Source organism: Altererythrobacter sp. KTW20L (assembly GCF_023501975.1).
GTDB lineage: Bacteria > Pseudomonadota > Alphaproteobacteria > Sphingomonadales > Sphingomonadaceae > Alteraurantiacibacter.
Genome location: NZ_JAMFLH010000002.1, coordinates 161,114 through 182,315 on the forward strand (window position 1 = coordinate 161,114; position 21,202 = coordinate 182,315).

General features: G+C 65.7%; 23 protein-coding genes. 9 read left to right on the forward strand and 14 right to left on the reverse strand.

Translation table 11 applies throughout. The features are described from left to right. The first annotated feature begins 7 nt into the window (after window positions 1–7). Window positions 8–232 (forward strand): hypothetical protein, encoded by a 225-nt coding sequence (locus M3P36_RS02330; RefSeq protein WP_249699999.1) that lies wholly within the window; start codon window positions 8–10, stop codon window positions 230–232. Between the two features lie 103 nt (window positions 233–335). Continuing rightward, window positions 336–1,250 carry a hypothetical protein gene (locus M3P36_RS02335; protein WP_249700002.1) on the forward strand — a complete coding sequence of 305 codons (915 nt, stop codon included), beginning with the start codon at window positions 336–338 and terminating at the stop codon, window positions 1,248–1,250. 7 nt (window positions 1,251–1,257) lie between these two features. On the opposite strand, the gene M3P36_RS02340 is transcribed toward M3P36_RS02335, so the two are convergent. From M3P36_RS02340 to M3P36_RS02370, 7 genes are all read right to left on the reverse strand, one after another. After that, entirely contained in the window at window positions 1,258–2,511 is a 1,254-nt protein-coding gene (locus tag M3P36_RS02340) for a DUF445 domain-containing protein (protein WP_249700005.1), read from the reverse strand. A 41-nt stretch (window positions 2,512–2,552) separates the two neighbouring features. Beyond that, a complete protein-coding gene (locus M3P36_RS02345) occupies window positions 2,553–5,960 on the reverse strand; it encodes an efflux RND transporter permease subunit (RefSeq protein ID WP_249700008.1) in 3,408 nt (1,135 codons plus the stop codon). 9 nt (window positions 5,961–5,969) lie between these two features. Continuing rightward, the gene (locus tag M3P36_RS02350; protein ID WP_249700018.1) at window positions 5,970–7,193 is read right to left on the reverse strand and encodes an efflux RND transporter periplasmic adaptor subunit; all 1,224 of its coding nucleotides are present in this window, start codon (window positions 7,191–7,193) and stop codon (window positions 5,970–5,972) included. A 276-nt stretch (window positions 7,194–7,469) separates the two neighbouring features. After that, window positions 7,470–7,736, reverse strand: a complete 267-nt coding sequence (locus M3P36_RS02355) for a GlsB/YeaQ/YmgE family stress response membrane protein (RefSeq protein WP_249700020.1) — start codon at window positions 7,734–7,736, stop codon at window positions 7,470–7,472. Window positions 7,737–7,904: 168 nt separating this feature from the next. Next, window positions 7,905–8,180 (reverse strand): GlsB/YeaQ/YmgE family stress response membrane protein, encoded by a 276-nt coding sequence (locus M3P36_RS02360; protein ID WP_249700023.1) that lies wholly within the window; start codon window positions 8,178–8,180, stop codon window positions 7,905–7,907. A gap of 79 nt (window positions 8,181–8,259) precedes the next feature. Beyond that, the gene (gene sciP, locus M3P36_RS02365) at window positions 8,260–8,559 is read right to left on the reverse strand and encodes a CtrA inhibitor SciP (RefSeq protein WP_249700025.1); all 300 of its coding nucleotides are present in this window, start codon (window positions 8,557–8,559) and stop codon (window positions 8,260–8,262) included. Beyond that, window positions 8,560–8,889, reverse strand: coding sequence for a hypothetical protein (locus M3P36_RS02370; RefSeq protein WP_249700027.1), 330 nt, complete (start codon window positions 8,887–8,889; stop codon window positions 8,560–8,562). It lies immediately after the preceding gene. A 137-nt stretch (window positions 8,890–9,026) separates the two neighbouring features. Between M3P36_RS02370 and mnmA the strand changes: the two genes are divergently transcribed. Continuing rightward, window positions 9,027–10,208 carry a tRNA 2-thiouridine(34) synthase MnmA gene (gene mnmA, locus M3P36_RS02375; RefSeq protein WP_249700037.1) on the forward strand — a complete coding sequence of 394 codons (1,182 nt, stop codon included), beginning with the start codon at window positions 9,027–9,029 and terminating at the stop codon, window positions 10,206–10,208. Here mnmA and M3P36_RS02380 read toward each other — a convergent pair. Continuing rightward, complete coding sequence (locus tag M3P36_RS02380; protein WP_249700040.1) at window positions 10,205–10,564, reverse strand: hypothetical protein; 360 nt, start codon at window positions 10,562–10,564, stop codon at window positions 10,205–10,207. The two genes, mnmA and M3P36_RS02380, sit on opposite strands and share 4 nt — an antisense overlap. Before the next feature lie 30 nt (window positions 10,565–10,594). On the opposite strand from M3P36_RS02380, the gene M3P36_RS02385 reads away from it, so the two are divergent. After that, window positions 10,595–11,749, forward strand: a complete 1,155-nt coding sequence (locus tag M3P36_RS02385) for a serine hydrolase domain-containing protein (protein ID WP_249700049.1) — start codon at window positions 10,595–10,597, stop codon at window positions 11,747–11,749. 10 nt (window positions 11,750–11,759) lie between these two features. On the opposite strand, the gene M3P36_RS02390 is transcribed toward M3P36_RS02385, so the two are convergent. Further along, a complete protein-coding gene (locus M3P36_RS02390) occupies window positions 11,760–12,680 on the reverse strand; it encodes a cation diffusion facilitator family transporter (RefSeq protein WP_249700059.1) in 921 nt (306 codons plus the stop codon). Continuing rightward, the gene (gene pdxH / locus M3P36_RS02395; protein ID WP_249700077.1) at window positions 12,677–13,282 is read right to left on the reverse strand and encodes a pyridoxamine 5'-phosphate oxidase; all 606 of its coding nucleotides are present in this window, start codon (window positions 13,280–13,282) and stop codon (window positions 12,677–12,679) included. Before pdxH ends, M3P36_RS02390 begins: the two co-directional genes overlap by 4 nt. 90 nt (window positions 13,283–13,372) lie before the next feature. On the opposite strand from pdxH, the gene M3P36_RS02400 reads away from it, so the two are divergent. Genes M3P36_RS02400 through M3P36_RS02415 form a run of 4 tightly spaced genes read left to right on the forward strand, consistent with a single transcriptional unit; the run spans window position 13,373 to window position 16,653 of the window. After that, on the forward strand, window positions 13,373–14,320 hold the full coding sequence (locus M3P36_RS02400; protein WP_249700085.1) for a DnaJ C-terminal domain-containing protein: 948 nt from the start codon (window positions 13,373–13,375) through the stop codon (window positions 14,318–14,320). Between the two features lie 21 nt (window positions 14,321–14,341). Next, the gene (locus M3P36_RS02405) at window positions 14,342–15,400 is read left to right on the forward strand and encodes a YihY/virulence factor BrkB family protein (RefSeq protein WP_249700087.1); all 1,059 of its coding nucleotides are present in this window, start codon (window positions 14,342–14,344) and stop codon (window positions 15,398–15,400) included. Then, on the forward strand, window positions 15,401–16,204 hold the full coding sequence (gene fabI / locus M3P36_RS02410; RefSeq protein WP_249700097.1) for an enoyl-ACP reductase FabI: 804 nt from the start codon (window positions 15,401–15,403) through the stop codon (window positions 16,202–16,204). A 53-nt stretch (window positions 16,205–16,257) separates the two neighbouring features. Beyond that, window positions 16,258–16,653, forward strand: coding sequence for a GFA family protein (locus M3P36_RS02415; protein WP_249700104.1), 396 nt, complete (start codon window positions 16,258–16,260; stop codon window positions 16,651–16,653). Window positions 16,654–16,972: 319 nt separating this feature from the next. On the opposite strand, the gene wecC is transcribed toward M3P36_RS02415, so the two are convergent. Continuing rightward, window positions 16,973–18,286 (reverse strand): UDP-N-acetyl-D-mannosamine dehydrogenase, encoded by a 1,314-nt coding sequence (gene wecC, locus M3P36_RS02420; RefSeq protein ID WP_249700113.1) that lies wholly within the window; start codon window positions 18,284–18,286, stop codon window positions 16,973–16,975. A gap of 145 nt (window positions 18,287–18,431) precedes the next feature. On the opposite strand from wecC, the gene M3P36_RS02425 reads away from it, so the two are divergent. Next, window positions 18,432–18,758: a hypothetical protein gene (locus M3P36_RS02425; RefSeq protein ID WP_249700117.1), complete on the forward strand. Its 327-nt coding sequence runs from the start codon at window positions 18,432–18,434 to the stop codon at window positions 18,756–18,758. Between the two features lie 77 nt (window positions 18,759–18,835). Here the strand turns inward: M3P36_RS02425 and wecB are convergent, their stop codons facing one another. The 3 genes from wecB to M3P36_RS02440 form a co-directional block, all read right to left on the reverse strand. Further along, window positions 18,836–19,957, reverse strand: a complete 1,122-nt coding sequence (gene wecB / locus M3P36_RS02430; protein ID WP_249700126.1) for a non-hydrolyzing UDP-N-acetylglucosamine 2-epimerase — start codon at window positions 19,955–19,957, stop codon at window positions 18,836–18,838. Window positions 19,958–20,019: 62 nt separating this feature from the next. Next, window positions 20,020–20,583: a hypothetical protein gene (locus M3P36_RS02435; RefSeq protein ID WP_249700134.1), complete on the reverse strand. Its 564-nt coding sequence runs from the start codon at window positions 20,581–20,583 to the stop codon at window positions 20,020–20,022. Window positions 20,584–20,669: 86 nt separating this feature from the next. Continuing rightward, the gene (locus M3P36_RS02440) at window positions 20,670–21,194 is read right to left on the reverse strand and encodes a demethoxyubiquinone hydroxylase family protein (RefSeq protein WP_249700136.1); all 525 of its coding nucleotides are present in this window, start codon (window positions 21,192–21,194) and stop codon (window positions 20,670–20,672) included. Between the last annotated feature and the right edge of the window lie 8 nt (window positions 21,195–21,202).

Here is a 21,202-nt window from a genome sequence, read left to right on the forward strand (position 1 = left end):
CTTTTGTATGAGCCGCGCGATCGACCTCACCCTCGCCGAAGACGATGTCCGCACCTGGTGCACCAAGCACAAGATCCCCGTCAGCGTGATCGAGCCCCTGCCATCGGGCGGCACGCACCTGGTCTGCATCACCGGGGCCGGGGCCGACGAAGTGCGGCTGCGGCTGGGCAAGCAGATCATGCCCGAAGTGGAAAAGCGCTTCCGGTTTTACCGCGCTCGCGCTCCGTTCTGAGCTTGCCGCCGGGCCTCGCCCGGCCTGCCTGTTACAATTTGCAATCATTCTGTGCTTGACCCCGGCATGGTGCGAATTAGCTTCGCACGCCGGAGGGATGTCTATGAGGAAGCACACCAAGCGCTTGGCTTTAGGCATGCTGGCATGCGCCAGCATGTTTGCCGTCACCACACCGCAGGCCACGGCACAAGACGGGACCCGCGTGTTCACTCGCACGGGCCAGTGGCAACTAGACGCGGCGGAAGAGGAATGCCGCATCGCGCGCGCCTTCACCAACGGCACCGATCAGGTGGCCCTGGCTTTGGAACGCAATCGAGCCGATCCGGTAGTGCGATTAGTTCTGGTCAGCAATGCCATGACAACCTTCCGTACAGCCGAGGAGCTGGGATATCGTTTGCTACCATCGGGTGAGCAGCGTTCGGCGCGCTACATCCACGCCGAGATGGATGACGGGCAGCGATACTTCAACCTGGGGAATGTGCGGCTTGGCAATCCATCGCCGCCCACCGCAGAAGGCTCCGCCGCGCTCTATGATCGCGCTGCCGAGTTGGATCATGCGGAGGCGATCACAGCCATCGAGATCAATTCAGGGCTGACTTCGCCGGTACGTCTGGAAACCGGATCGTTGCGCGACGCGATGCAAGCGATGCAGGTTTGCACCGACGATCTCCTGCTCTCGTGGGGCCTCGACTGGGAGAAACACCAGACGATGACGCGGCGCGTTGCTCCTGCCGGCCCTGCTTTCGAATGGGTCCCCACCGGAGTGGTCGGCTTCCAGGACTTTGCGGCCTTTGCCGGCGCGCGCAATCCATTTCGGGTAATGGTGGGTGCCGATGGCAAGCCGACCGCCTGTCACGCCCACTGGGTCTCACTCGACGCGCGCAAGAACGACCAGATCTGCAACGGCATCATGCAGAACGGCAATTTCCTCCCGGCGCTCGACGCGGCGGGCGAGCCGATGGCAAGCTACTGGATGGTTGATTACATGGCCGGACTCAGCCGGCCCTTCGGGAGGTAGGTTGCACCTAGAACAGCTGGATCAGGGCGTGGATGGTAATTCCGGCCAGCCCGCCCACCAGCGTTCCGTTGATGCGGATGAACTGGAGATCGCGGCCAACTGCGTTCTCGATCCTGTCAGTGATGGTCTGCGGATCCCACCGCTTGACCGTTTCGGACACCAGCCGCACGATCTGTTCGCCATGGCGCTGGGCAATGCCCACGGCCGTGCGTCGCGCCAGCCGGTTGACCTGCAATTGCAGCACCGGATCGCTCTGCAGCTTTTCGCCCAGTTCGCGCAGCGCGCTGCCGAGCTGGCCTTCCATCGCCTTGTCGGGGTTGCGCGCCAGTTCGATAAGTCCGCGCCGCATCCGCTCCCACACGCCAATCCACCATTCGCCCAGCGCCGGGTTGGCGATGAGATCGGCCTTGGCGCGCTCTACCTTGGCGCGCAGGGCCGGATCCGATTGCAGGTCTGATGCGAACTTCGCCAGCCCCTCCTCCACCTTGCCGCGCAGGGGGTGGTCCGGGTTGACGAGGATTTCGGCCAGCAGGCGGTAAAGCCCGTCAAGCACGGAAGTGGACAGCTTCTCGTCCAGCCCGGTCCAGCGCAGCACGGCATTGGCGCGCTGGCGGATCATCTCGCGCACCATGTCCTCGTTGTCTTCCAGCGTCAGGCCCGCCCAGCGGATCATCCCGTCCATCAGCGGCAGGTGTTTGCGATCGGCAATGGCCGTATCGAGCATCTTGCCAAGCAGGGGCGAGACTTCCAGCTTGTCCACCTGCCGCGCCAGGCCTGCCTTCACCTGGCTGCCCAGCCGTTCGGGGTCGAGCGATTCCAATAGATCCACGAACAGCTGGACGATCCCGCTGCGGATGCGGCTCATCTCGCCTTCCCGCCTGGTGGCGAGGAAATCCCCCGCGGCGCGCGCCAGGTTCATATCGCGCAGCCGCCGGGCGACCACGTGGGGGGTGAGGAAATTGCGTCGCAGGAAGCCCGCCATGGTCTCGGCGATGCGATCCTTGTTCTGCGGGATGATCGCGGTGTGCGGGATCGGAATGCCGAGCGGGTGACGGAACAGCGCGGTCACGGCGAACCAGTCGGCCAGGCCGCCGATCATCCCCGCTTCGGCAAAGGCCCGGACATAGCCCCAGACCGGATGGACCTCGCGCTGGGTATGGGCGAGGATGAACAGCAGGGCCATCGCCACTAGCAGCAGCGTGGCCGCAGTGCGCATGCGGCGGGCGCGATCGGGCAGCATGTCGGCCCGGCTGGCTGACATCGGGGGCCGGGAGGAGCCGGGTTTCGCCAAACGCCTGCCCGCTACTCGGCGGGAGCAGCCCGGGGTTCGAGCGTATCTCCGTCACCCGGCTTGTAAGTCAGTAATTTATCGCGCAGCCACGGGCCAAGCCGCTTTTCGAGGCCATCCGCCAGGCTGAAGCCAGCGGGGACGATCAGCAGGGTGAGCATGGTGGACAGGATCAGGCCACCGATCACCACCGTGCCCATCGGTGCGCGCCAGCCGCCATCCGTGCCGAAATAGCCGGACAGCGCAGTCGGCACCATGCCCGCAGTCATCGCCATCGTGGTCATCACGATCGGCTGGGCGCGCTTGTGGCCGGCCTCGACGATGGCGTCGCGGCGCGTGGCTCCGTTGTCCATTTCCTCCAGCGCGAAGTCGATCAGCAGGATCGAGTTCTTGGCGACAATGCCGAACAGCATCAGCACGCCGATAAACACCGGCAGGGACAGGGGCTGGCCAATTGCCCACAGCAGCAGCAAGCCGCCCAGCGGTGCCAGGAACAGCGAACCCATGTTGACCAGCGGCGAAACCAGGCGGCGGTAAAGCAGCACCAGCACCGAGAATACCAGCAGGACGGCCGTGGACAGGGCAACCACGAAACTGTCCATCAACTGGCCCTGCCACTCGTCCTCGCCCACGGGCGTATTGGAAACACCGGTTGGCAGGTTACGCATGATCGGCAGGTTCTGGATGGCCGACATCACCGTGCCGCGCGCGGCATCGGGAGCAAGGTCCGCACTCACGAAAACGCGGCGGTTCTGGTTGTAGCGTTCGATCGTGGTCGGCCCCATGCCCAGGCTGATCCCCGCGACACGCTCCAGCGGTACGGAGCCGCCGGTGGAGGTCGGCACCGGCAGGTTGCGGATGACCGACAGGTTGCGCCGGTCGGTCTCGGCCAGCCGGACACGGATCGGGATCTGCCGGTCCGACAGCGAGAACTTGGCCGCGTTCTGGTCAATATCGCCCAGCGTGGCGATGCGGATCGCCTGGCTCAGCGCCTGAGTCGTCACGCCAAGGCTGGCGGCGAGATCCTCGCGCGGGGTGATGATGAGTTCGGGCCGCTGCAGATCGACTTCGACCCGCGGACCGACGGCGCCTGCGACACCCTGCATCTGTTCGGCAAGGGTATTTGCAGCCTCTTCCAGGGCAACGGGATTGGAGCCGGACAGCATGATCGAGATCGCCCGGCCCGTGCCACCGCCGCCGGGGCCCTGGTCCTGGAAATTGACCCGGGCATCGGGCACATCGGCCAGCACGGGACCAAGCTCGCGGGTGAATTCCAGGCTGGTGCGTTCGCGATCGGGCTTGAATACCAGACGGACCATGCCGCTGCCTTCGTTGGCAATGCCCAGCGCCAGCGCGACTTCCTGTTCCTCGCTCATGCGGGCAGCCACGCGGCTGACCACTTCGTCGGTCTGCTCCAGCGTGGTACCCGGCACCAGGTTGATGCGTACCATCGCGAAGTCACTGTCGGAATTGGGGAAGAACTGTGACGGGATGCTGGACGCGACAAAAGCGGTCAGGCCGAGCGCGCCGATCCCCACGCCCATCATCCACACCCGGTGATCGAGGAATCGTGCGCCGAGGTAGCGGGCCCGGGCAGTGAAACGGGTGCTGTCATAACCCATGAAGAAACCGGCAATCAGGCCAATCAGGAAGTTGACGAACCCGCCAACCACATAGGCCGCGAGCACGATGGCAGCGATCAGCCAGCCGGACATGCCGCCTTCCTGCCCGCCGCCGTCCGCTTCGCCACTGCTCATCAACCAACGGGCAACAATCAGAACAACCAGGCCGGTCACGACTGCCGCCAGGTGGAACCACGGGCTCGACCCGATCTTGCCGATGCGCGCCCGCATTTTGCGAAAGCCGCTGTCATCCAGTGACCAGTTGAGTAGCCGCATGTAGCGGTCCATCATACGGCCCTCGCCGTGCGATGCCTCGCCCTTGGACTTAAGGAAATAGGCCGCCACCATTGGCGTGATCGTACGCGCCACGGCCAGGCTCATCAGCACCGAGATGACCACGGTAAAGCCGAAGTTCTTGAAGAACTGGCCCGACACGCCCGGCATCAGCGCCACCGGCAGGAACACCGCCACGATCGAGAAGGTCGTGGCCACCACCGCCAGTCCGATCTCGTCGGCGGCGTCGATGCTCGCCTGATAAGCGCTCTTGCCCATGCGCATGTGGCGCACGATGTTCTCGATCTCCACGATCGCATCGTCCACCAGCACACCTGCGACCAGCCCCAGGGCAAGCAGTGACATGGTGTTGAGCGTAAAACCCATCAGATCCATGAAATAGAACGTCGGCACGGCCGACAGCGGGATCGCCAAGGCGGCAATGATGGTGGCGCGCCAGTCGCGCAGGAACAGGAAAACCACGATCACGGCGAGGATCGCCCCTTCGACCATGGCCGCCATCGAACTTTCGTACTGGGCGCGGGTATAGTCCACTTCGGTGAACAGGCGGGTGAAGCGGATGCCCGGATTGGCTTCCTCGAGTTGCTGCAGGACCTCGATCGAATCGTCATAGACCGAAACGTCGCTTTCGCCGCGGGCGCGGGTGATCGAGAAGGTCACCACCTGGCGCCCGTCGATCTTGGCGAGCGACCTGATCTCGCCATAGGCATCGCGCACTTCGGCAATGTCGGACAGCTTGACCGTGCGCCCGCCGCCCAGCGCGATCAGCGTCTGGGACAACTGGTAGGCGGTATCGGCATTGCCGAGGACGCGGACCGACTGGCGCGAACCGGCGATTTCGGCCTGGCCGCCGGCGGCATTAAGATTGGTCTGTCGCAGGGTCGAATTGACCGCCGCCGCCGAGACGCCGAGCGACTGCATACGCGCCGGATCGAGGATCACCAGGATTTCGCGATCGACGCCGCCGTTGCGGCTCACTTCGGCCAGGCCCGGAACGGTGAGCAGGGCCTTGGTGATGGTATCGTCGATGAACCAGCTCAGCTGCTCCAGCGTCATGTCATCGGCGGTGACGCCGAAATAGACAATGGGCGAGGAGCTGGTCTGCTGCTTGGACACGCGCGGTTCGAGGATGCCATCGGGCAGTTCGCCGCGGATCTGGTCCACCGCCGCCTTCACCTCGTTGACCGCCTCGGCGATGTCTGTCCCCAGGGCGAATTCAACCTGGGTGGTGGAGCTGCCTTCAGATGCGGTGGAACGGATATTCTCGATCCCGTCCAGCGTCTGGACCGCCGCTTCGACCCGCTGGGTGATCTGGTTCTCGATCTCGCTCGGCGCTGCGCCGGGCTGCGAGATATTGACGATCACCACCGGGAATTCGATATCCGGCTGGTCCTGCACGTCCATCTGGTTGAACGCCATGATGCCGGCCAGCATCAGTCCGAAGAAGGCAAGCAGCGGGACGATCGGGTTGCGGATCGACCATGCCGAGATATTGCGGAAGTCCATTGGGGATCCCTATTGCGTGGCTTGCGCGGCAGCAGCGGCGCTGGCGGCGGTTTCCACCACCGGCCGCACTGTCTCGCCCACCGTCAGGAAGCCGCCCGCGCGGGCCACGATCCGTTCGTTGCCGGTCAGGCCGCCGGCGATGAGGATGCCCTCGTCGCTGATCGCACCCAGCTGGATTTCGCGGCGTTCGACCACGTTCTCGGCATTGACCACCAGGACATAGCTGCCGTCGTCATCGGTCAGCACGGCGCTTTCTGGCAGGCGCGGTGCGACCACTGCGCCGCTGTCGATCTGGATCGAGGCGAAGCCACCCGGCCGCAGGGCAGCGTTATAAGGCATGGCGCAGCGCGCGGTGCCCTGGCGGGTCTGCTGGTCGATCACCGGGGCCTTCTGCCAGATCTGGCAAGTGAAAGTCTGGTCAGTGCCAACCGGGATCACCGTGGCAGTCGCGCCAAGCGGAACATTGCCGAGCTCGGTTTCGCCGATCTGGGCCAGCAGTTCCATCTCGCCGCCGCGGGCGATAGAGAACAATACGCCCGATCCGCCACCCACAACCTGGCCCGGCTCCACATTGCGTTCGAGCAGCAGGCCGGCGGCAGGCGCTACGATGTTGAGCTGGGCATTGCGCGCCTGGCGTTCGCCCAACTGGGCTTCGGCTACCAGCACGCGGGCATCTGCCGCATCGCGGGTGGCGGTCAGGCGGTCCACATCGGCCTGGCTGATGAAGCCGCGGTCCACCAGTTGCAGCGCGCGGTCGAGATTGGCCTGGGCAAGGCTGGCGTCGGCGCGGGCGACGGCGATCTGGGCCGAAGCGCTGGCGGTCTGCTGCGACTGGACCGAACGGTCGATCACGGCCAGCACCTGTCCTGCACTGACCCACTGGCCTGCTTCGACCGGGACGGACACCACCCGCCCGCCTTCGCCGACCACGCCCACGGGCATTTCGCGACGTGCTGCCAGCGTTCCGGTGGCGTTGATGATTCCGGCATTGGTCGTCTGGCCCGGGCTGATGACAGTGACGGCGGGAATCGCCGCTTCGCCGCTGCCGCCGGTAAAGGCCTGCGGCTCGTCGCCTCCGCTAAGGAGCACGGCGGCGCCAACCACAGCGATGATGGCGACGGCCAGGGCGATGATTACGTTGCGCTTCTTGCGGGCGCGCTGTTCTTCGCCGTCCTCCAGCAGGGTGCCGGATTCCGAAAGCTCGTTGACGTCCATCCGGGTCTCGTAATTCATGCGCGCGTTCCGCCTCGATCTTCCGGCATGACGCGCCTTAGCAGGGCGGTTCCGGGCAGGCGACATGGCCTGTCTGCCGTGTATCACGGGGCCATAGACGCTTGTTTACCTTGCTGCAACGCAACCATCGGCCAATTGCCAACGCGAAACGACGGGGGTCTGGCCGCAAGCCAAGGAAAAGGGCCGGAAACCCGCGGTTTCCAGCCCTTTCCGGCGATTTGTATCATTTTGTCGAGAGCCCGGGCGATTGCACGGGTCCGGACGGCAGACGGGAGCTTAGCGCACCCGGCCGCGCTGGATCAGGTTGACGATCGCCAGCAACACGATGGCACCGGCAATGGCAATCAGCAGGCCGGTCAGCGAGAACGCCTGGACCGTACCCTGCACGCCGAGCAGCGGGCCTGCCAGCGCGTTGCCGATCACCGAACCGATGATGCCGACCACGATATTCCAGAAGATGCCCATCGAGGCATCGCGGTTCATGACCATGCTTGCCAGCCAGCCGGCGATGCCGCCGACGATGATTGCGATAATCCATCCCATGACTTGAATTCCTCCTGCTTGATGGCTCGGACTGGCCACACCCGCCTTCAACGCAGGTAACCGCAGCATGTTCCGGAGGGCCGGTGGCGCGCAGCAGGAGGGGCCGGAGGCGCTGCCGCCCCGGCCTCCTTTGCAGGATGATTATTGTTTTGCTTTTGCGGTGAGGGTTCAGCCCGCCGCCTTGCCCTTTTTCACCTGCCGGTAGATCGCCAGCAGGACCAGCGCGCCGATAACCGCGGCAATGAAGCCCGGGCCTTCGCCCGGTTCATACCAGCCGATCATGCTTCCCACGAATCCGGCCACGGCGGCCCCGGCAATGCCCAGCAGGATAGTGACGAAGATATTGCCCCCGTCCTTGCCCGGCATAAGAAGCTTGGCCAGCGCACCCGCCAGCCCGCCGACGATGATCCAGCCGAGCCAGCCGTATTCCACGAAAAGATCCATGACTATTTCCCCCTCTCCAATTGGAAGAAGGTTAACATAGATCAATCAAGCCCTCGTGCAACAAGGGCCTGGCGCTGTTTCAGTACTTGAGCTGGCGTTCGTAGAGGTCGCGGTAATGCTGGATGCGGGTGACGCGCAGGCCCTGCATGCCCGAACGGTCCACGGCGCGCTGCCAGCTGGCGAATTCCTCCAGCGTCAGCGAATAGCGCTCAAGTACCTCGTCGATGGTCAGCAGGCCGCCATTGACGGCTGCCACGACCTCGGCCTTGCGGCGCACCACCCAGCGCCGCGTTTCGGGCGCGGGCAGGTCAGCAATGGTCAAGGGCTCGCCGAGCGGGCCGATTACCTGTGCCGGACGTATTTTCTGGTTCTCGATCATTTATTTCCTCGGGTCGCTGCCGAAATCGGCATCATGCGACGCCCCATCAATGCAGCCGCTCCCTTTGCCATTGGCTAAATCTTCAGGGTTAACGACATGTTTTCCTTCAGCCAGCGCAGCGATGCGACGGGCCGAGTGCGCATCGAAGCTGGCCAGGTGATCCTCGTGCGATTCGTGCCGGGATTCGTGCAGGGACTGGCGCAGGTCGCGCTCCGCCTCGAGCCGGGAGCACAAGTCGCTCCAGGTCAATCCGCGCAGGGATCCGGCGCTGGCGCCATCCTCGGCAGAATCGTGCGCCACGGGGGCCAGGGGCAGTTTTCCTTCGAACATGCCGCTGTCATAAGCGCGCAACCGTCAAGAAGCGGTAAACTGGGTCCTAACCATGTGTTACCCGCCCGATGTTACCCGCTTGGCGGGAATCGGCAGACCATTTGGCGAGAGTGGGCCTTGGGTGTATGGGCCGCCGCATGGCCAGTTCCGTTTCCTCTCTCCCAGCCGTTTCCGGCGCGGTTAACGCCGCCGCCCTGTTCGACCTGCCGCGCCCCGCCGCCGAATGCCGCATCGTGGTGGCCATGTCGGGCGGAGTGGACAGCTCGGTGGTCGCCGCGCTCGCCGCATCCACCGGGGCCGAAGTGATCGGCATCACGTTGCAGCTCTATGACTATGGCGCCGCAACCGGACGCAAGGGTGCCTGCTGCGCGGGCGACGATATCGCCGACGCGCGGGCCGTGGCCGACCGGCTGGGCATTGCCCACTATGTGTTCGACCATGAAAGCCTGTTCCGCGAGGAAGTGGTCGAGCGCTTCGCCGACGATTACCTCGCCGGACGCACGCCGATCCCCTGCATCCGCTGCAACATGGGGCCAAAGTTCACCGACCTGCTCGGCATGGCGCGCGAACTGGGCGCCGATTGCCTTGCCACCGGCCACTATGTGCGGCGGGTAGAGGGTGAACAGGGTGTTGAACTGCACCGCGCGCTCGATCCGGCGCGCGACCAGTCCTATTTCCTCTACGGCACCACTGAACAGCAGCTCGCCTTCCTGCGCTTCCCGCTGGGCGGGCTACCCAAGGACGACGTGCGGCAGCTCGCCGCGCACTACGGCCTGGCCGTGGCCGCCAAGCCCGACAGCCAGGACATCTGCTTCGTCCCCGATGGCGACTATGCCAAGATCGTCACCAAGGTGCGGCCTGCGGGTGTGCGGCCCGGCAATATCGTCCATGCGCAGACCGGCGAGGTGCTGGGGCGCCACCAGGGCATCATCCATTTCACCGTGGGCCAGCGGCGCGGGCTGGAGATCGGCGGACTGGCCGCGCCGCTCTATGTCGTGGCGCTGGACGCCGAAACCGCAGAGGTCCGCGTCGGCCCCAAGGCCATGCTGGCCGTGGCCGCCGCGCACATCGTTAAGACCAACCGCATCGGCCCGCTGCCCGAGGGCGGGCTGACGGCAAAGGTGCGCAGCCTCGCCAAGCCGGTTCCGGTCACGCTGGAGGGCGAGCCGGGCGGCGGCGCTCCCTGCATGATCCGCTTCGCCACGCCCGAATTCGGCGTCGCGCCGGGACAGGCGGCGGTGCTATATTGCGGCGACAGGGTGGTCGGCGGCGGCTGGATCGAATCGACCGAAGCCGCCATCGCGCCCGAAGCCGCCTAGTCTTCCCAGCTATCCAGCACGCAGCCGAAGCCTTCGCGGAAGCGGGCCGTGTCGCTGGCGACCAGTGGAACCCTGGCGGTGACCGACATGTCCGCCTCGTTCTCGCTCACGAAGACCAGCGCCATCCCGGCCACGAAATCGCCCTTGCAACTGGCGAGATCGCGCCCCCCGAGGTACTTGCACGAACAGGCCGTGCGCGCACCATAGGCGGTACCGGCGGCGGCTTGCCCTGCAATCGCCTCGCCGTTCCACCACAGGCCTGCGCCGACCAGCGCGAGTGCTGCCAGGGCCCAGCCTTTCCAGCTGCGCCGGGTGGTTCCGGAGGTCGTAGTGGAGTTCCTGTTTCGGGTTGCCATTCCTGCCTGCCTGCACGATTGAATGCGCCCATGACGCCAGCACCCTTTCCTAGCCGCACCAACAGGTTCTGGCCATTGCTTCTGCCACTTGTCCTGCTGGCAGGCTGCGGACAGGAAGGCCCACCCCCGCTCCCGCCGCTGCCCGAAGGCGCGCTGGAAGCAGTGTCGGTCGAGCCAGGCGTGCCGCGCGAGACACTGGCCCGCGCAGTCGATGCGCTGTTCACTGGCGAAGGCATCGGCGAGGGCACCGGCGAAACCCAGGCGCTGGTCATCTTGCACCGCGGCGAAGTGGTGGCCGAACGCTATGCCGATGGTTTTGCGCCCGACACCCGCTTCATCGGCTGGTCGATGTCGAAGACCGTCACCGCCGTCCTTATCGGCATGCTGGTGGCCGATGGGCGGCTGGCGCTCGACCAGAGCCCGCCGATCGAACACTGGCAGCGCGCCGGCGAGCCGCGTGGCGAGATTACCCTGCGCCAGCTACTGCAGATGCGATCGGGGCTGCGGCACGAGGAGGGGGCTGACCCGGTTTACGAATCATCCGAAGTGCGGATGATGTTTCTCGACGGGCGCGCTGACATGGCCGCCTGGGCCGAAGCCCAGCCGCTGGCCCATCCGCCGGGCGCCGTGTTCCGCTATTCCACCGCCACCACGGTAATCCTGGCCGACGTGGCCGCCCGCCTGCTCGCCCCCGATGGCGGACCGAGCGACCGGCAGCAGGCCATGGCCGATTTCCTCGACGCCCGCCTCGCCGTGCCGCTGGGCCTCGACAGCATGGTGGCCGAATACGATGCAGCAGGCACCATGGTGGCGGGCAGCGCGGTCTGGGCCAATGCCCGCGACTGGGCACGGTTCGGCGATTTCCTGCGCAACGGGGGCTCTTCCGGCGGCGTGCAGGTGGTGCCACGCGGGTGGATCGATTTCATGCGCAGCGAAAGCCCGCGCGCGCCCGACTATGGCGCGCAATTGTGGCTCAACCGGCCATCCGGCACCGACCGGGACGTGCTGTTTGCCGACCAAGGGCCTGACAGCGCCTTTGCCGCGCTGGGTCATCTTGGGCAGATCCTGTATGTTTCACCGCGACAAGGGCTAACCCTCGTGCGGCTTGGTCATACGTCGGGCGAGCAGCAGGATGCGCTGGTGGCTGCCGTGGCGGAGATTTCGGCGCTCTATCCGGTGCGCTAAGGCCGCCGGATCAGACCCGATCCGGCAGCAGTTCCTCGCCCTCGTCGCGCTGCAGGTCTTCAGGGTCAGGGTGGATCAGCACTTCGACGCCGGGGAATTCCGCCTCGATGCGCGCCTCGATCTCGTCCATCACCCGATGCGCTTCGGCTACGGTCATCTGCGGATCGACCGCCGCATGGAACTGGACGAAATCGTTGGAGCCGCTGGTGCGGGTGCGCAGGTCATGTACGCCGCGCAACTCCGGCTGGCGGGCGAGCACCGCCAGGAAGGCCTCGCGCCTTTCGTCGGACCATTCCTTGTCCATCAGGTCGTCAATCGCCCGGCCCGCCGCGCGCCAGGCACCCCAGCCCAGCCACACTGCGATGGCGAGGCCGAAGAACGGATCAGATCCTGCCACGTCCAGATAACGGTCGAGCACCAGCGCGGCGATCACCGCCAGGTTGAGGAACAGGTCGCTCTTGTAGTGCAGGTGGTCGGTGGCGATCGCCAGGCTGCCGGTGCGGGCCAGCACGTGGCGCTGCCAGGCAAGCAGGCCGAGCGTTGCCACCAGCGCGATCAGCGACACCGCGATGCCCTCGTCTGCCGCCGTCACCCGGGCACCCGAAATCCACTGGTCGATGGCGCGGAACGCCAGCCCGAGGGCCGACAGCGAAATCAGCAGGACCTGGAAAATCGCCGCCAGCGCTTCGGCCTTGCCGTGGCCGAACCGGTGGGTCGCATCGGCCGGGCGCGAGGCGATCCACACGCCGGTCAGGGTCGCTACACTGGCAATGAGGTCAAGGCTGGTATCGGCCAGGCTGCCGAGCATGGCAGTGGAATCGGTGCGCCACACGGCCCACAGCTTCATCCCCACCAGCAGCAAGGCGACCGAGATCGAGGCATAGGCCGCGCTGCGGTTGAGCTGCCCCCGCTCGGCGAAGGTTTCGCTCACGGGTAAAGCAGCGTGCTCGACCAGCCCTGCCCGTCGCGGGTGAACTGGCGGCGTTCGTGCAGGCGATGGGCGCGGTCGGTCCAGAACTCGATGCGCTCGGGATCAAGCCGGAAGCCCGTCCAGTGGGGCGGGCGCGGCACTTCGCCGGCGCTTTCGCAAGCCGCGGCAATCTCGTCCACCCGCGCCAGATAGGTCTCGCGGCTGTCGAGCGGGCGCGACTGGACGCTGGCCGCCGAACCCACCTGGCTGGCGAAGTTGCGCGAGTGGAAATAGGCGTCTGCCTCTGCCGCGGTCACTTCTTCCAGTGGGCCTTCGATGCGGATCTGGCGGCGCAGGCTCTTCCAGTGAAACAGCAGGGCGGCCTGGGGGTTGGCAATGATCTCGGCCCCCTTGCGGCTCATGGCATTGGTGTAGAACACGAAACCGCGCTCGTCCTGCCCCTTCAGCAGCACCATCCGCACCGATGGCGCGGCATCCGGGGTGGCAGTGGCCAGCGCCATGGCATTGGCATCGTTGGGCTCGCTTGCCCGCGCCTCGGCATACCATGCCGCAAACAAGGCGAAGGGATCGGTGTGCGGAATGGCGTTTTCGGTATCGAGCATGGATAGCGCTCTACTACTGGCGTGGTCCGAGGGGAAGCGCGCTGACGCAACCGCTTGCCACGGCGCATTGCATTACCTAGCTAACACACCATGAGCGATCCCTATTCCATCCTTGGCGTTTCCCGCAGCGCGAGCGAGGCGGAGATCAAGTCGGCCTATCGCAAGCTGGCGAAGGAACTGCACCCTGACCGGAACAAGGACAACCCGGCGGCGAGCGAGCGGTTCTCCACCGTCACCCGCGCCTATGACCTGCTGTCCGACAAGGACAAGCGCGCCCGGTTCGACCGTGGCGAGATCGACGCCGATGGCAATCCGCGCGGCCCCTTCGGCGGCGGCGGCGGCGGTGGCGCGTTCGGCGGGGCTGGGGGCCATCGTCCCGGCGGACCGCAAGGCGGCGGCTTCGGGGCCGAGGAAGTCGATATCAGCGACCTGTTCGAAGGCCTGTTCGGCCGCGGTGGGGCCGGAATGGCCGGAGGCAGCGCGGGCTTCGGTCGTCGCCCGCCGCCGCCTCCACCGCGCCGGGGGGCCAACGTGTCCTATACGCTGCGCGTGCCCTTCACCGATGCCGCCACCCTCGCCGCTCAGCGGATCACCCTGGGCGATGGCAAGACGATCGACCTGAAACTGCCCGCAGGCGTAGAGGACGGCACCCAGATGCGCCTCAAGGGCAAGGGCGAGCCTGGTGCCGGGGGACCGGGCGATGCGCTGGTGGCCATCGCGATAGAGCCGCATGCCTTCTTCCGCCGCGATGGCGACGACGTGCTGCTCGACCTGCCGATCACGCTGGACGAGGCGGTGAACGGGGCCAAGGTCAAGGCGCCCACGGTGGACGGCCCCGTCATGCTGACCATCGCGCCGGGCTCCGGATCGGGCAAGGTGCTGCGACTGAAGGGCCGGGGCTTCTCCAAGAAGGGCGGCGGGCGCGGCGACCAGCGGGTCACGCTAGAAATTAACCTGCCCGAGGATCTGGACGATCTCGCCGCTCGGCTCGAAGGGTGGCAGGATCAAACTGCGGTGCGCCAGCGTTTCGGCCTCTAACGCCTTTACCGGGCGCTTCTTATGTCGGGAGGTGCGGTATCCTGCCACCCGCCCGACGAGACAGACTGGAGCCACCGCTTGACCAGCCAGGACACGCCCCACCAGCCGCCCGTTCCCGGCCCGCCCAAGCGCGATCTCTCGCCCGAGGCGCGGCGCCGGTCACCCCGCCGCCACCGGGAGCACCTGCTCGACCAGCCGCTGGCCGCGCGGTGCTGGATCGTCGGCAAGCGCGTGCTCAATGGCGCTTACAACGACGGGCTGATCCATGCCGGCAACCTGGCCTATATGTCGCTGCTGGCGATCTTCCCCTTCTTCCTGACGGGCGCTGCCATCTTCTCGCTGGTCGGCGAGGTGGAGGAGCAGGCCGCCGCAGTGGGAGCCGTGCTTGCCGCCCTGCCGCCGGTAGTGGCCGACGTGCTGCGTCCCGTGGCCCTCAACGTGATCGAGGCGCGCAGCGGGTGGCTGCTGTGGCTCGGCGGGCTGTTCGGCCTGTGGACCGTGGGCAGCCTGATCGAGACCATCCGCGATATCCTGCGCCGCGCCTATGGCACCCACGCCACCCGCGCCTTCTGGCAGTATCGGCTGCTGTCCACCGGCATCATCATCGGCGCGGTGCTACTGCTGATGCTGTCGCTGATCGCCCAGGTGGCAATCGGCGCGGCCGAGCAGGTGATCGACGCCTGGCTGCCGCAACTGACCGACATGCTCAACCGCCTCGCCTGGACCCGGATCATCCCGGCAGTCGGCCTGTTCGGATCGATCTTCCTGCTGTTTTATACCCTGACCCCGGCCCAGTACCGCCGCAGCCGCTATCCCAAATGGCCCGGCGCGCTGCTGACCACCCTGTGGTGGGTGGGGGTAACCATCGCCCTGCCTCCTGCGCTGCGCTCGATGTTCAACTATGACCTTACCTACGGATCGCTGGCCGGCAGCATGATCGTGCTTTTCTTTTTCTGGCTGGTAGGATTAGGGATGGTCGCAGGGGCGGAACTCAATGCCGCGCTGGCCGAACCGCCGGAGGACCATCCGGAGGACGAGGCGCTGGGTTTTGCGGTGCCGGAAGTGCAGGAGTACGGTTGAATGGATGGGCTGATGAAGGGCAAACGCGGCCTGATCATGGGGCTGGCGAACGACAAGTCGCTGGCCTGGGGCATCGCGCAGAAACTGCACGAACACGGCGCGGAGATGGCCTTCTCGTTCCAGGGCGATGCGCTGAAGAAGCGGGTCCAGCCGCTGGCGGCGCAGGTCGGCAGCGACTTCCTGATCGAATGCGACGTGTCCGACATGGCTGCGATGGACGCCGCCTTTGCCGAGATCGAGGCGCGCTGGGGCACGATGGACTTCCTCGTCCATGCCATCGGCTTTTCCGACAAGGCGGAGCTGCGCGGGCTCTATGTCGATACCAGCCTCGACAATTTCTTGATGACGATGAACATCAGCGCCTATTCCTTCGTCGCCGCCACCAGGCGGGCGCGGGCGCTGATGCCGAACGGCGGATCGATCCTGACGCTGACCTACTATGGCGCGGAAAAGGTCGTGCCGCATTACAACGTGATGGGCGTGGCCAAGGCCGCGCTGGAGGCGAGCGTGAAGTACCTCGCCAACGATCTTGGCCCGGAGAACATCCGCGTCAACGCGATCAGCGCCGGACCGATCAAGACCTTGGCGGCGAGCGGGATCGGCGATTTCCGCTATATCCTGAAGTGGAACGAGCTGAACGCACCGCTGCGCCGCAATGTCACGATTGAGGATGTCGGCGGTTCGGGCCTCTACTTCCTGTCCGACCTCGCCAGCGGCGTGACGGGCGAAGTCCACCATGTCGATGGCGGATACCACGTGGTCGGCATGAAGCAGGAAGACGCGCCGGATATCGCGCTTTCCTGAGGCCCTTGTTCCATATATGTTCCTTCCACGATTCGATGGAAGGAGTGATGGACATGGCAACAGGTGGATGCCGCTGCGGCGCGGTGCGGTACGAGATTTCGGGAGACGCGCTGCACAGCGCACTGTGCCACTGCCGCGATTGCCAGATGGCAGCGGGCGCACCGATGGTGGCCTGGCTGGCGGTCAAGGCCGAGGGCTTCACCCTGCTGCAGGGTAATCCTGCCAGCTATAACGGCGCGGGCCGGTCGATCCGGCACTTCTGCAGCATGTGCGGCACGCCGCTGCACTTCGTGAACGAGGAAATGCTGCCGGGGATCGTCGATATTCCGTCGGTAACGCTCGACGAGCCCGATGCGGCGGCACCGCAGGCCCATATCCAGGTGGCCGAGCGGCGGGCGTGGATGGCGGGTGCAGGTAACTTGCCTGAGTTCGAGCGATGGCCGGGTTGAGCACAAAGGTGACAGAAGTGACAGTGTGTCACCTTTGATTTCGGCCTGGAAACGGCGGAATTTTGCGGGTTTGCGGGCCGGGTGACAAAGTGACACCTGCCCGGGAGAGAGCGCGATTGGCGCGGGGGGTTTAACGGTAGGAAAGAGCCGGGCCGGGATATGGGCTGGGTTGGGTGGTGTAGGAAAGCTCCGTTGCAATCCAGCGCCGTCGCGTGAAGTCACTCCTTCGTCATTCCCGCGCAGGCGGGAATCCAGCGCGAACCTCGGAACTGGATTCCCGCCTGCGCGGGAATGACGAATCTTAAGAGCAGCGCTTAGTTCACCCCGCCTTGCGCAGATCCTCGACCACAGCCGCAACCGCTTCAGCCCGCGGCTGATCGGGCCAGATGCCGCGCGTGTCATAGACCTGCTTCGTGGCCCGTTCGGCGAGCGGCACGCTCTTGAACACGTCGTGATCGACCAGCACGATCATCACCGCGCAATCCTCCAGCGCCGAATCGATATCGGTGTGGACCGCGCCGGTGCCTTCGAATTCGCGCGGCAGTTCGGCGGCGTGGGGCTCGACCACGTGGATCCGGTCACCGAAGCGGCGGGCCAGCGTGGCCGCCACCAGCCGCGCGGGGCTCTCGCGGAAATCGTCGATGTTGGCTTTGAAGGCGAGGCCGAGGCAGGCGACTTTCGCATGCGGATTGGCTTCCACCAGCGCGGCGGCTTGCGCGATCACGTGGTGGATCTTGCCATCGTTCACCCCGCGCGCAGTGCGGATCAGCGGGCTTTGTTCGGGGGCTGCTGCCACGATGAACCACGGATCGACCGCGATGCAATGCCCCCCCACGCCGGGGCCGGGGGTGAGGATGTTGACGCGCGGGTGGCGGTTGGCGAGCTTGATCACCTCCCACACGTCCAGCCCCATCGCGTCCGAGATGATCGACAGCTCGTTGGCAAAGGCGATGTTGACGTCGCGATAGGCGTTTTCGACCAGCTTGGTCATTTCGGCGCTCTTGGCATCGGTGGTAATGCAGGTGCCGCGCACGAAGCGCTTGTAGAAGGCCAGCGCCTTCCTCGCACAACGCGGCGTGATCCCGCCGATCGAGCGATCGTTGTTGGTCAGTTCTTCGAGGATGCGCCCCGGCAGCACGCGTTCGGGGCAATAGGCGATCGAGACGTCGGGCGTGCCGCTGCACAGACCCGGCATGGCCAGATCGGGGCGTTCGGCGGCGATCATGTCGCGCATCTGCTCGGTCGTGCCCACAGGACTGGTCGATTCTAGGATCACCACATCCCCTGCCTTCAGCACCCGCGCCACGTTGCGCGCGGCATCGAGCACATAGGTGAGGTCCGGCGTGTGGCGGCCATCCTTGGCGAACGGCGTGGGCACGGCGATCACGAACACATCGGCGGGCGCAATCTCAAGCGAGGCAGTCAGCAGCCCGCGCGCAACCACGCCCTGCACCAGCCCGTCGAGATCGACCTCCTCGATATGGATCTCGCCGCGGTTGATCGTGTCCACGACATGCGGCGTCACATCCACCCCGTGCACCCGCATCCCGGCCCGCGCGATGATCGCAGCGGTGGGCAGCCCGATATAGCCGAGGCCGATGACAGAAACGGTGGGCAGAGTCTCGCCGCGCATGGAATGCCTTTCGCGTGTGTGGTGCGGACAGGCATTGGCGGAAAAAGGTTTATGTTCGGGTAACGATGGGGCGGTTCGGCTTCAAATGCGGTGTGTTGGCTTACGAACCTGTTGCGGACATAGGCCGTCCTTGGGATAGTGGGGCATGGTTGGTCGCATTTCCGTTTTGAGAAAGCTGCTCGACCGCTGGTCGCGGCAGCAAGAGACAGCGTTGTGGCAGATGACGGAGCGCAAGACGGCATTCAAACGCATCGCAGGATTCTCAAAGTCGGAACGTGTCGACGCCAAGTTCTTCCTCCTAGCGGTCGCGCCATTTGTTCCGGTCATGATCTCGGACGAACTGGGCTTATCGCGCGGTGTTCTGTGGCACGGTTGGTTTTGGCTCAGTGTGATTTGGGCAGTCGGCATCTTCGCAGTGGGGTGCGCTTCCTATTGGCGAGCCTTCCGCCGGTCTCTGGAGCGAAAGCCATAGCGTCTGCTTTCCACCCAATTCCAGCCGTTCGAAGCCGAAGTCGCGGGCCCCAAAAGCAGCCGCTTGGACAATCCAAATCACCCCGCCAGCAAATCGCAGATCCTCCGCGCCGAGTGCCCATCACCAAACGGATTGTGCGCCTGCGCCATCGCGGCATAGGCGGCGCGATCGTCGAGCAGCCGCGTTGCTTCGGCCACGATGCGGCCCGCATCGGTGCCGACCAGCATGGCCGTGCCGGCCGCCACGCCTTCGGGGCGCTCGGTCGTTTCGCGCATGACCAGCACCGGCTTGCCGAGCGCGGGGGCTTCTTCCTGCACGCCGCCGCTGTCGGTCAGCATCAGGTCGGCAATGGCGAGCAGGCGGGCGAAGTGCGGGTAATCGAGCGGTTCGATCATGGCGACATTGCCGATCCCGCCCAGTTCCTGGTCCATCACCGCGCGCACGTTGGGGTTGAGGTGGACGGGGAAGATTACCGCCACATCGTCCCGCGCGGCTAGGCGGCGCACGGCGCTGGCGATCTGCGCCATGCCCTCGCCGAAATTCTCGCGCCGGTGGGTGGTCACGCCCACGATGCGTTTGCCCGCGAATCGCTGTTCCAGCGGGGCGAGGCCTGATGCCAGTTCCGGCTCGGCCTCGATCCGTGCGGTGATCCAGTGCAGCGCGTCGATCACCGTGTTGCCGGTGACGTGGACGGTGGCGGGGTCGATATTCTCCGCCAGCAGCGCGGCTTGCGCGGTCTCGGTCGGCGCGCAGTGCAGTGCAGCGATGGAGCCGATGATCTTGCGGTTCACCTCTTCCGGCCAGGGATGGTAGATCGAGCCGCTGCGCAGCCCCGCCTCCACATGGCACACCGGGACCTTGCGGTAATAGGCAGCCAGCGCGCCCGCCATGGCCGTGGCCGTATCGCCCTGCACCACGACCCAGTCGGGCTTTTCCTCGTCCATCACCCGGCCAAGGCCAGTGATCAGCCGCGCGGTCAGTTCGTCCAGCGTCTGGTCCGGCTGCATCAGGGCAAGATCGTGGTGCGGGGTGAGGCCCGCGATGTGGAGCACCTGGTCGAGCATCCCGCGATGCTGGCCGGACACGCAGACACGGCTGTCGAAGCGGCTGTCCGCTTCCAGCGCGTGGACCAGCGGGAACAGCTTGATCGCTTCGGGGCGGGTGCCGAAGATGGTGAGGATGCGGGCTGGTGCAGTCATGTCCCGCCCATAGCCCGGCGGTGGTTAACTATGAACTACGAGAAGACTGAGGCCTACGAGGCCTATTCGCCAACCGTCGGAAGCGGCTCGTCCTCTTCGCCCGGCAGCGGGGCGTCGCGTTCGGCTTCGAGGCGCTCCAGATAGGCGCGTTCGAGTTCTTCCACCCGCGCCTGGGTGCGGGCGGCATCGACGTCGATGGTTTCGAGCCGTTCGGCGCGGGCCTGTTCGATCTGCAGGCTGAAGCGGCGTTCCGGCGCATTCTCGCGCGCGGCGACCTGGGCTTCGATCTCGGCGATGGAGCAGCCGAGTTCGGCGCCCCCGCCAATATTGTTGCACGCGTTGGGCGCCAGGGAACCGACATTCTCGGTCGCCCGGACGCGGTCGGCCCAGCTGCGGTTTTCCGGGCTCTGGCCCTGGCGAAGCTGGCTCGGGATGCGATAGGGATCCTCGATCTCCTCGCACACCACGATGGTGTTGGGGTCTTCGGACTGCGGACATGTGCCACCAGCGGGGATCTGGACCATCATGATCCGCTCCGAATCGGCCTGGGCCCCGGTGTTCTGCGCGGCGGCAGGCAGGGCGACGAGGCCCAAGGCAATTGCGGCAGGAACGGTAAGGCGGGTCATCTGGTCATGTCCTCGAATGGTGCGGCATCATCGGTGCCTGCTGCTGAACCCATAGTGAAGCGCTGGTTCCTCCACATTGGGCCTGATCAAATCTTCTCCGACAATCGGATCGCGGCGCGGCAGCCAAGGCGCACGGCGGCGGAAAACAGGGCATAGGCCGGGGCCTTTTCCGCCCCTGCCGCAAGCGCCGCATCGCGGTGTTCGCGTTCGTCATCCCTGAAACGGGCGATCATGCCGGCCAGTTCCGGATCGTCGCCACTTGCTTCCAGTTCGTCAAGCTGGGCGGTGTAGTGCCGGTCGATCTCTTCCTCGATCGCGGCGGTGCAGGCCATGGCGGCCTCGGGCCCGATCAGCGCCGATCCGGCACCAAGGGCAAAGCCCGCCACGTTCCAGAACGGCTGGAGCGCGGTTGGCCGCACGCCGCGACGCGCCATCAGGGCATCGAACTGGGCCCGGTGATCGGCTTCCTGCCCGGCCATGGCGCGGATCTCCGCCGAATGCGGCCCGCGATCGCCCATCACCGCCAGTTGCCCGGCATAGATGCGCGTGGCACCGAATTCGCCCGCCTGGTCAACGCGGATCATGGACGAACGGTCGGGTGCAATGCTCATGCTCTTTC